The sequence below is a fragment of the Sphingobacterium thalpophilum genome, from assembly GCF_038396785.1.
In the GTDB taxonomy this organism is placed as follows: domain Bacteria; phylum Bacteroidota; class Bacteroidia; order Sphingobacteriales; family Sphingobacteriaceae; genus Sphingobacterium; species Sphingobacterium thalpophilum_A.
The window spans coordinates 5,422,436-5,433,570 of the sequence record NZ_CP151087.1 but is presented as its reverse complement, the minus strand read 5'-3'; the positions used below and the strand labels follow the sequence as shown (position 1 = coordinate 5,433,570).

General features: G+C 41.8%; 6 protein-coding genes. All 6 read right to left on the bottom strand.

Annotated features, from left to right (window positions below):
• Positions 1 to 33: 33 nt before the first annotated feature.
• The 6 genes from AACH28_RS23925 to AACH28_RS23900 all read right to left on the bottom strand — a co-directional run bounded on the left by AACH28_RS23925 (position 34) and on the right by AACH28_RS23900 (position 11,033).
• Positions 34 to 1,878, bottom strand: coding sequence for a sugar-binding domain-containing protein (locus AACH28_RS23925; protein ID WP_341831734.1), 1,845 nt, complete (start codon positions 1,876 to 1,878; stop codon positions 34 to 36).
• A 40-nt stretch (positions 1,879 to 1,918) separates the two neighbouring features.
• On the bottom strand, positions 1,919 to 3,964 hold the full coding sequence (locus AACH28_RS23920; RefSeq protein ID WP_341831733.1) for a beta-L-arabinofuranosidase domain-containing protein: 2,046 nt from the start codon (positions 3,962 to 3,964) through the stop codon (positions 1,919 to 1,921).
• A 2-nt stretch (positions 3,965 to 3,966) separates the two neighbouring features.
• Complete coding sequence (locus AACH28_RS23915; RefSeq protein ID WP_341831732.1) at positions 3,967 to 4,641, bottom strand: DUF3823 domain-containing protein; 675 nt, start codon at positions 4,639 to 4,641, stop codon at positions 3,967 to 3,969.
• A gap of 10 nt (positions 4,642 to 4,651) precedes the next feature.
• Complete coding sequence (locus tag AACH28_RS23910) at positions 4,652 to 6,475, bottom strand: RagB/SusD family nutrient uptake outer membrane protein (protein WP_341831731.1); 1,824 nt, start codon at positions 6,473 to 6,475, stop codon at positions 4,652 to 4,654.
• A 4-nt stretch (positions 6,476 to 6,479) separates the two neighbouring features.
• Positions 6,480 to 9,671, bottom strand: a complete 3,192-nt coding sequence (locus AACH28_RS23905) for a TonB-dependent receptor (protein WP_341831730.1) — start codon at positions 9,669 to 9,671, stop codon at positions 6,480 to 6,482.
• 201 nt (positions 9,672 to 9,872) lie between these two features.
• On the bottom strand, positions 9,873 to 11,033 hold the full coding sequence (locus AACH28_RS23900) for an aldose epimerase family protein (RefSeq protein WP_286734813.1): 1,161 nt from the start codon (positions 11,031 to 11,033) through the stop codon (positions 9,873 to 9,875).
• Between the last annotated feature and the right edge of the window lie 102 nt (positions 11,034 to 11,135).

The following is an 11,135-nucleotide window of genomic DNA, read 5'->3' as shown; positions in this document are numbered from 1 at the left end:
CCGCAACCCGTGTTGCGGCCATATCGCTATCAATTATTTGGTAGGTGCATTATAAAGCGCCTGATGTGCAGCTTTCAATTCTGCTTCAGGCATTTTGACAACTTTACGATCATAGGTCATCAAACCATTTGTTTCTACTTCCACATCTGTCGTCTGTGTATAAACAGCGGCAGACAATCCCATAGGAATTAGACGTGCCAAGTCATGGATCAGGCGTTTATAGCGCTCCAATAATTCCGTTTTATTTTTAAAACTTTGGTATCCCCAGTTGTCTTTTTGTTGCCAGGAGTGCCCATCGATCGGTAATCCCAGACCACCAAACTCACCCAATGCAAGCACTTGTTTGGCGCCGAATAAATTTGGATCAGGCATGGCTGCATCGGGATAATTGTGGATATCCAAGATATGTCCAGTTTCCATAAAATTACCACCGCTGGCACTATTTACTAGTCTTGAAGGGTCATTGGCCATTGTCCATTCCGTTATTTCCTTCGTTTTGAATTGCCCCCAAGCCTCATTAAAAGGTACCCAAATGACGATGCTTGGATAGTTGTGCAATACCTCCATAATGGTTTTCCATTCTTTTCTGTAATACCCTTCAGATTCCTGCGAACGTACTTTATCCCTATTTCCTCCTGAAATCTTTCCTGGTTGCATATCCCAATGGTTTCCGCCAAGATCGCCGCTAGGCATATCTTGCCAGACAAGCATACCTATACTATCGCAGTAACGGTACCAGCGCGCCGGTTCTACTTTGATATGTTTACGGATCATATTGAATCCCATTTCCTTTGTTTTGACAACATCAAACTTCAGCGCTTCATCCGTTGGTGCTGTATGTAGACCATCTGGCCACCAGCCTTGATCCAATGGACCATATTGGAAGGTAAACTTATTGTTTAGCATTAAACGTTGAACACCATTTTCGTCTTTCTGCATGGCTATTTTCCGCATGGCAAAATAGCTTTTCGCCTGATCTACGACTTTTCCTTTTCGAATCAGCTGAATTTCTAGATCATAGAGCTTAGGGTTACTTGGGGACCATGGCTCCAGATTAGGTACCGAAAGATCGAAAGATGTATTCGGTTGTCCTGTTTGTTCTTTAATAACCTTTCCGCCATCCAATGCACGCACCTTTATTTCGTCACCGGCTTGACTTCCTTCTACGGAAGCCTGAAAGGCCAAGACTCCATCTTCTAAACGCGGAGTCTGTTTGGTACTCACGATGTAAGTTTGGGGGACACTTTCTAACCAAACGGTCTGCCAAATTCCCGTCACTGGTGTATACCATATACCATTCGGCTTGTTCACTTGTTTACCCCGTGGTTGTGGACCATCATCAGTCGGATCCCATACCCGAATGGCTATTTCCTGTTTCGCTCCTTTCTTTAGGAAGCTTGTCACATCCATCGAAAATGGATCAAAACCACCTTCATGTCTTCCGACCAATTGGTTATTTACATACACATCACATTGCCAATCTACGGCACCGAAATGCAACAGGACCTTATTTTTATTGACAGACTTGTCCAATGTTATGGTATTATTATACCATAACGCTTTATCTTTCCCGACCTCTTTACCAACACCGGACAATGCCGATTCAATAGCAAAAGGAACAAGGATATTGCCGTCCCATTGACGAGGAATCTCTTTAGTACCTACTGGAGTGACAGCATATTTCCATAGTCCATTTAAATTCTGCCAGTTATTGGTTCTGGTTAATTGTGGTCTAGGATATTCAGGATGTGGCTTTTGTGCCGTTACTTTCTCGCCCCAAGGGGTTAATATATGTGACCCTGCGGGTTTCCAATCCTGAGCAAAGTTCAATTGTGCTGCCATCATCAAACTGGCAAAAAGTAAGGTTTTCTTCATCATAAAAAATCGTTAAGTCATTAATTTATATATCGTATTTACATTATTTCACAGTTGGAAAAGCAGCAATGCGCAAACGTGCTGCTCCCATGGGAATCAGTTCAACTTCCTGCACCTCGCCCTTGCTTTCCACTGGACTCAGGGGCAATACGCCCGTTAGTCCATTTTCATCAATTTTCCATCCATCAATACGTTTCGCTTTCACAAGAATCGAAATAGGTACTGCTTCTGCGTCGAAAGGAAATGCATCTTTAGGCCATGGTCGTTTGACCACTTTTAGTTGGTCAACAGCTTGTAGCTGATTTTGTACAAGTCCATAATTCCAGTCACTTGCAGGAAGGATTTCATAGGATGGCCATTTTGATGGATCTGCAGTCTCCTGCCATTTAGAATCCCCAATTGCCGAAGCCTTACTATCCTTTTTCACATAATTCTCTTTGATTTTGAGTGCATAGGTCAATGGTCCACGCTGGATACTAACTGAATTTTTATTGGCAGTCCATGTTTTCAGATCTATGGTCATCGGCAAGGAGAGCTCGACCTTGTCGCCGTCTTTCCATTTCCGTTCAATCCGAATATATTTTGCTCCAGCTTCTATAGCCTGACTTTTACCATTAACCGTTACTTTGGCTTGTTTCGCCCAGGCAGGGATACGGAGATAAAAGGGAAAATCAACCGTTTTACCCTGTGTTCCTATTTCAAATCGCAGCGATTCTTCAAACGGATAATTGGACTCTTGTCTAATCTGAATGGATTGATTGTTTCCGACTTTGACTTCAGCTTTTGATGCGGCATAAAGTACTGCCGCAACACCATTATCATTTGTTGCCATATACAGATGCTCCGCATAATATGGCCAGCCCTGACTGTGGTTATGTTGACAACAACGTGAACTGAAGGGGTTCATCATTAAAAATGGTCCATTATTATCAATCCCAGGAGCATGATTATGGCTATCGCTGATGGTCATATTTGGGCTCGTGATATAGCGTAATGCTTTAAAATCGGCTGTCACAGCGGCTGGGTAGGTATTAAAAGCAACTTCCTCCGCATGATCCGCCCAAAAAGGATCGCCTGTTATCCCGAGAAGGATTTCATTGGAAGCCATCTGCTCCACCATTCCACAGGTTTCCACTCCCTGACGGGGATCGGTATATCCCGGACGTGCATTTTCATCGGCACCGAACATGCCGCCCGGAACCTGACCAAATACTTGTCTGACGAAATGAAAATTATCGTAGGTTGCGTTAAGATCTGCAGTCGACTGGCTTTTCAGATAATAGGTTGCTGGCTCTCTAAAACACTGCGCTACATTGACATTATGCCAATTGGGCAAATCATCTTTCTGCCGCCAATTGGCTGTATTCCGATGGATTTTATCCGCTAAATCCATCAACCATTCATTACCTTGTGTTCTGTTATAGAGCCAATATACGGATAGCAAATTGTCACCACCACGACTGTTTTCCCAATAATCCTTGAGAAAAAAACTATCCGGCAAATTGGCCTGCCATTTAAAATAATTGGTCATCAACGTTAAAACACGCTGGTCACCGCTATATTCATAATAGGACTGCAAACACCATAGCATCAACATATTTCCCCAAAGATCAGGTTTGTTATTACGCAGGATCAATGGGCCAAAGTATCCATCAGGACGCTGGCTTCTTAGCGCGGCCTCTAACCAGATTTTTGACTCTGCTATTATCTTAGGATCTTTCAAGATGTAGCCCAAATTAGCGTAGCCTTTTAACCAATAAGGAACTTCTTCCCAGCCATAATCTCCTTTCCCATCCGTACTTAACCAAGCGTTATTTTTCTTCGATAGCCAAGCGCTAATTTCTCCCAGATGGCCTGTAAGACCATCTTTCTGCAGCTCCAGATACTTCCCGAGCCAACCTTCCGGGACGATACTGCCCACGGGTAATTTTAGCAAGGCATTCTGTCTTAAAGGAGCCCTATTATTCAGATATTGCGTATTCTTTCCGGTTAATGGTAATTGGTCTACAGCTGTTGCTATTCCCGTTTGTGCAGTCGTAACAAGACCGATGCCCATTAATAGGCTTAAAAAGCTAAATTTTTTGATCATTGTTATTTCAATTTCTTAGGTGAACTATCGTATAGCGCCTCGGTGATACCGCTTATCTTCAAGCCCACGCGCGCATACACTGCAGCATTCTTGGTCAAAATATCTTTGATATCCAGCTCCAGATCGACATGCCCCGAACTAATTCCAGTTTTTTCCATCTTATAAGTATATTGACCCAAATCCACGAATTTTGTATCATTGACCAATAAGGTGGCAAAATCAATCGTTCTTGAAGCATCTATTGTCTTGACGTCAAAAGAAGCTTTCAGCATATTCCCTTGAACATTATAGGCAATATTACTCATGGTATAATAAGGTTTAACTGGGTACTCGATGCTTGTATTGCCCCGCACCTCAACCAGCACTGTATCCGCACTATTCAGCCAGGGGCCATTTCCGCTGGTTGCTACCAATTTGTACTTCCCATCAAACAGCTTTGCAGCAAATGAACCGTCCTGCGTCACATACACATTAATAGCAGATCGAAGCGGAAAACCATCTTGCCATAGCTGAAGTGAAACGGACTGGTTTGATCCTCTTACTCCTAGAGGTTCTGAATTGTAGGTTACACGACCGTTCAGTGTACTTTTAGGGGCATCATAGTTATCTTTGCCACACGCAAATACACCTACGATCAAACACAAACTGACTATTAATTTACAAAAAAAAGTTTTCATAAGGATAATGCTATTGATAAGGATTTCGAACTAACTTCGGATTGTTATTAATCCAATCTTGATCGATGAAATTATAATAGTTCTGATATTTAAAATTTCGTGGATAGAGCGTATGACTCGATTTCTGTTTCTCAAAAACCCATTTACCATCGTTCGGATCCCCCGGAGCATATATTTTGTATGGAAATAGGGCATAGTGTACCGCATTGTAATTATCAGCGCTTCCGTTCCAGATTTCATGGGCAATTCGCAAACGCTTCAGATCCCAATAACGATGATCTTCGAAGGCAAATTCAACCCGGCGCTCCTGAATAATATCATTCAGGGAAATGGTTGTCAATGCCTGTATCCCCGCGCGCTCCCTAATCTTATTGACATACCCCGTTAACTCAGCTTGCGGTTTACCAAGTTCAAGCCCTGCCTCTGCGGCAATCAGCAGAAATTCGGCGTAACGAAAACGAACAAACCAAATATCCGAACCTCGACCACGGGTAGAAGCATCTTTGTTTTCGTCAATAAACTTCCGGATATTAAATCCCGTCTTGTTGACATACATATCATTGGAAGTCGTTGGTCCATCTTTGCTTGTAATAATTCCTCCGAATTTGGAATCTGAAGTACCGGGTATTGCGGTCATCGTCTTCCAAACACCTCCTTCTTTATATCTAACGCCTGCTTGGTAAGTGATTTTGGTACCAGCAAAATCAGCACCAGAGTAAATTACAGTACCATACAGACGCGCGTCCTTATGGGCGAATATCTCTTCGGGATTGTTATAGTAAATGTAATCTCCCGTAGCAGTCTTCGTTTTCAATGCTCCATTTCGATCATCTGTATACTCAAATGCTTCCACCAAATTTAAAACAGGCGTAACAAAATTGGCATCAATATCTCCACGGACCGATGAGGCAATGTTATTGTTGGTGAAAAAATGTGTTTCACCTGGATACGCATAATCCTTGGCCCAAATAACTTCATTGCTACTTGATTTTGAACTTACAGCAAGATAGAAGTTCTTTCCTTTATCGGCATTTCCATTATAGAGGGCATAAGGGCTATTGTTGATAATATCCAATGCTGATTCGTAAGCAATCTGGTAATATTTATTGGCGTCCGCCGCAGGGATTCCCACCTCGTTGCCTGCTGTTTTGACGTCTGGCGTTTTATAGTTATACTTCGCTATTGAGGCGGCGTACAGACTTGCCCGCGCCTTAAGTGCCAAAGCTGTCCATTTATTAGCTCTAGCTGAATTTATGGTTTTCTCTGTACCGAGCATTTTAGCGGCTTCGGTACATTCGTTAATCACGTAATTATAACTCTCTGCTTCTGTTGATCGCGGTGTCTGCAACTCTGCTGGATCCATGCCACCCGTATAATCATAGATCTTATCACCCACCAAAGGAACTCCGCCCAAACGCTTGATCATATTAAAGTAGGTCCAAGCACGAATAAATCTGGCCTCGCCTTCGATGCTCTTTTTATTATTTTCGTCCAATGATGATTGACGAACACCTACGATAAATTGATTCAGATTGCGAATCAGTTCATAATCGTACATACGCCAAAAGTCATTCGGAAATTCCTGCATCGTATTGGGGCCACCGCTTGAAAATCCGGCCTCATCTAACATCGCAAAAGATCCATTGTCTCCAAATTGCTGTCCCCAGCTAATCCGCCCATAATAATTCGCTAGAACAGATTTTATCATATTCTGATCCGAAAATATCTGATCGTCGGTAAAAATAGCCTGTGATTCCCGTTCCAAAAATTTATTGCAGCTTGAAAATGTACATACGAGACATACACCCAATAAAATAACTTTCTTATTTATCATCTTATTAAAAAGTTAAGGTAACACCAACGTTTATAACTTTGTTTGTTGGGTACTGAACGCCCGAATCACTTGTGATTTCTGGATCGATCTTCATATCACCCAAATTATCTATGCTAAACAGATTCTGCATCATGGTATATATCCTCAATTTCTGAATTCCTCGAGGTTTCATCCACTTCTCCGGTAAAGTATATCCGATCTGCAGGTTTCTTAATTTCAAATAGTTGACATTGGTAAGCCAGAAGTCGCTATGCCAATAATTACTATGATCTCTATTTCCTTTAATTAATGTAGGGTACTTTCCTGGGATCAATGCACTATTTCGATCCGTAATATCGCTCAGCATCCACTGGTTTTCCATATAGTATTGCGGATTGTTGCCACCATCATGGAAAGGGAAAACAGCTTCATAACTGGGATTAAAAGAAGCAAAAGCTGCTCCGGTGAAATCCATTGCCAAATCAAATCCCTTAAATTGGCCGCCAAGGTTAATTCCGTAATTGAAATAAGGAAGACCGCCTTGTCGATATCCGATTGGCCGTTCATCCAGCTCATTGATCACTTTATCGCCATTAATATCTTCATACTTAATATCACCCGGCCGTAATGATGAGTTGCCTTTACGGTCATTGTCTATATCATAATTGGCAATTTCTTCCCACGACTGGAATTGTCCAATGGAATGTAATCCCCAATTGAGAAAGGCATAACGGTCATAGATCGATTTTCGATATTGATCCAAAGAGTTTCCAAAACGTGGTTTATATTGTTCGCCGTCAGTTTGCCGTGCGAAAGTGAAATTACCGCCTACGAAATAGTTAAATCCATTGACGCTACTCCGCCACATTAATGATCCATCGATACCTTGATGAATATCCGAATTCAGATTTTCATAAGGTAAACTAAAGCCTACTTCATTCGGTATCAATACATCTTCTCGCTTGGCAGGCAGTCCTGTTCTTTTTCGACGGAAGACATCTACCGAACCTGTTAATTTACCTTTTAGTGTACTAAAGTCCAAACCAACATTTAGCATATGGGCCTGAATCCAAGAAAGCGTTTTAACGGGAAGGCCACGTGCTTGAGAACCGATAACATACTTCCCGTCAATTGTTGAGCCGACGATATTTTGATAGCCATCACGCACTGGTTTTCGGAAATAATTATATCCACTTAGATAACCAAAAGCAAAATATTCCCAGGCATCCAAATTATCATCGCCCAATACACCGTAAGATCCCCTTAACTTCACATCGTCAAATACCTTTCTCATACCTTCAGACCAGAACTTTTCAGATGAAACACGCCAGCCTGCAGATACCGAAGGAAAAAATCCCCATCGGCTTCCTGGCGCGAATTTCCATGAACCGTCATAGCGTGAAGAAAGCTCCAAAAGATATTTCTGGTCATAATCATAATTGACCCGCCCTGCAAAACCGGCTCTCGCCTGGGTATTCACTCCAGTATCATTGTAGGTGTCCATCGTCTGAAAATAGATCAAACTTAAGGCATTAGAGGCTGGACGATCGTGTACATAAACATCTGGATTATCCCTTTTTATGGACTCCGCAGCAAGCACAGCATTGATTCCATGTTTGCCGAATCGCTTGTTATAATTTAAGGTAAATTGGGTTGAGATTTCTTCAACCTGCGAAATAGATCTCTCCCGCCAAGGGTTGTCCATGCTAAAAGTTACCGGGTACGTATCTGTCTTCTCATCGTAGCCATATAGTTTATAGGTAAACTCCTGATTATCCATCCATTTATTGGCCAGATAATAGCCTACTGTTCCCTTAGCGATCAAATCATTTGTGATCTTATATTCCGCATTAAAATTTAACTGCATCACCCGCCATTTTTCCTGATAAGTACCGGACAGATCATAATTCAGCATCGCAAAGTTAGTTTCCGCATTGGGCGATGTCTGCGTTGGATATAAAGGATTGTCGTTGGCAAAAGGCCGTGCAGTAGGCAGGTTGCGATATATCGCAAATAAAGCCTGCCAAGTATCGTCAGCACCAGGTACGCCCGGTTGTTTGCGCTGTTCGATCCGCCCATTCAAATTGGCACCAATCTTTAATCGTTTTGATACATTCGCGTCAATATTCATCTGCACATTGGTACGATTGAAGCCGCCGTAATTACGGATGATGGACTGCTGGTCGAGATGCCCGGCACTTAAGTAATAATTGATTTTTTCGGACCCACCGCTCACATTTCCAGAAACATAGGTTTGCGGACTAGTTTTTAAGATATAATCGTACCAATCAAATGGGCGGTAACCTTTTTCCGTCCCCTGCTGCCATTTTTCAAGATCGCTTAATGAATACTTGGGATCCTTCACACCAAGAATGGCATCCGATTGAATGTAGCTCTTTACATAGGTACTTGCATCTGCAGGCTTGGGAAAGCGAAACATACTTTGCCAGCCATAATACGAATTGATATTAAAGGTATTGTTGTCGCCCCGCTTCCCCTTCTTTGTCGTTACAACCACCACTCCGTTGGCTGCGCGTACACCATAAATCGCTGCGGACGCATCCTTCAAAACCGAAACAGATTCGATGTCATTGAAGTCCAAATTATTGAATTGGCCTTCATCTTTTTGAACACCGTCGATCACATACAAGGGAGTTCCCATATTCCGGATGCTGATCCCCGTCCATGCGCCAGGGCGTCCATCTGACATCCGGCTATTGACCCCTGCAATCTTCCCGACCAAAGCTCCTGAGGTTGTAGTCGCAACAGATCTGGAAATATCCTGCGAAGAAATTGCCGTGATTGCACCAGTAACAGATTCCTTCTTTTGTGTACCGTACCCTACCACAACCACTTCGCCGATACGTGAATTTTCATCGTCCAATGTAATGACTAAATCGGCACTCGCTACGACTTCTTTGGAGAGGTAGCCTACAGATCTTACGGTCAAAAGTTCACCGGCATTGACACCTGTCAAGTTAAAATTACCTTTCGCATCTGTTGAGACTGCAATATTGGGTTTGGATTTCAATGCGACCGTCGCTCCTACAATAGGATTGCCATCCTTATCCTTAACAACCCCTTTTATTGCTTTTTGCAACTCGATCCCCCCTGGAGAAACTGGAATTAAATTAGCTCCCTTTGCTAAGGGGATAAAACTGCTCGCACAGCAGAGCAATGTAGCAGATATTGGCAGACATTTAAGACCCTTAAACATACCTAGATTGATTAGTTTGTATAATTGATTTGTCCAAAATTAAGATATATTCAATCGTACAGACTTTCGTTTTTTCTCAAAAAACTGCCTATTTGTATCAAAGAAATAAAATAGACCTAAAACGTTTTAAGGTCTATTAAAAAGAGAAAGTACACCTCTTTTCAGTGGTGTACTTTCAAACCAATCATTATTAAATATGTATTATTTTACCGAAAAACGATACAGGGATTTCGTTTGATAAACTTGCCCGGGGTTTAGGACAGTTGTTGGAAAATTAGGTTGGTTTGGTGCATCCGGAAAATGCTGCGGTTCGAGGCAAAAGGCCGTACGAAAGGAGTCTTTTTTCCCGTTCTTCAATTGCACTTGTTCATTCATAAAATTACCGCTATAAAATTGTATTCCAGGTTCTGCAGTCAGAATATCCATAACAATACCCGATTTATCTCCAATCACATGGGCTGCTTTGTACCAATCGCCATCTTTCTCCTTGCTTAAGACAAAGTTGTGATCATAGCCCTTTCCAAAGCTCAGTTGCTGATCATTGGCATTAATATCTTTTCCTATTGGTTTCAAGGTTGTAAAATCAAAAGCTGTTCCCTTTACCGGTGCTAATTGCCCTGTTGGTATTAGTGTACTATCCACTGGTGTGTATTCATTCGCAAACAATTGAAGCTGATGATCCAGAATTGTACCGCTCCCCTCACCATTTAAATTAAAGTAAGCATGGTTGGTCAAATTGATCACCGTCTTTTTATCGGAAGTAGCACGATAGGCAATCATCAATTCATTATTATCGTTAAGCGTATAAGTCACTTCCATCTGGATGTTTCCTGGAAAACCCTCGTGTCCATCAGGTAAGGTGTAAGCAAAAGTAAGAGACGATTTATCTGACGATTTTAATGTCCAATTGGCAAAATGCACACCTTTAAAACCTCCATGCAGTGTATTAGGACCGTTATTTACCGCCAATGTATAGGTTTTATCATCCAACTTAAATTTTCCCTTAGCAATCCGATTACCAAAAGGCCCTACAATAGTACCAAAAAATGGTTCTTTGGGATTATTATAATCAGCCGCTTTAGAAAAACCCAAAACAACATCGCATAACTCCCCCTTATTGTCAGGCACCCATAATCCCACTAAACGTGCACCAAAATTGGTAAAATAAGCTTGTACGCCATTTTTATTGCTCAGTTCATATAGATAAGCCTGTTTTTGATCAATAGTTCCGCTGAACTGTGCGGTATCCATGTAGGCCGATAAAGAATCTGCTTTTGAAGTTTTGGAACCAGTCGATTGCTGACAAGACACACAAAATGCCAGCATTGCAGAAAGACCAAGCAAGGTCAATTTTCCTCTCATTCGTAATATTTTAAATGGTTTATAATCTTTGTTTAGATAGAACATACGTCCTTTTCTAGATTTTTTATAATTTTAACGCTTACAATATATAAGCTAAAGTCT